At 61.0% G+C, this 241-nt stretch carries 1 protein-coding gene; it reads left to right on the top strand.

Annotated features, from left to right (window positions below):
* Positions 1-12 precede the first annotated feature (12 nt).
* Positions 13-241, top strand: a 229-nt coding sequence (locus SB764_RS44145) for a Gfo/Idh/MocA family oxidoreductase (protein WP_410867331.1), incomplete at its 3' end; no start/stop codon positions are given.

Genomic DNA, 241 nt, shown 5'->3' with positions numbered 1-241 from the left:
CGCCGCGTCGACGTGTCCTTCAATTACCGTTTTTCGCCGACGGCCGCGCGCATCAAGGAGCTGATCGACGACGGCGCGATCGGCACCGTCACCTCGGTCGATTTCCACTGGTCCCTCGATAACCAGCACGGCGCGGATTACTTCCGCCGCTGGCACGCCTTCACCGAACATTCGGGCAGCCTGTTCGTGCACAAGGCCACCCACCATTTCGATCTTCTGAACTGGTATCTCGATTCCGACC

Origin of the sequence: Paraburkholderia sp. SIMBA_027 (genome assembly GCF_046535315.1) — a bacterium.
In the GTDB taxonomy this organism is placed as follows: domain Bacteria; phylum Pseudomonadota; class Gammaproteobacteria; order Burkholderiales; family Burkholderiaceae; genus Paraburkholderia; species Paraburkholderia tropica.
This window is presented reverse-complemented; position numbering and strand designations above follow the sequence as displayed.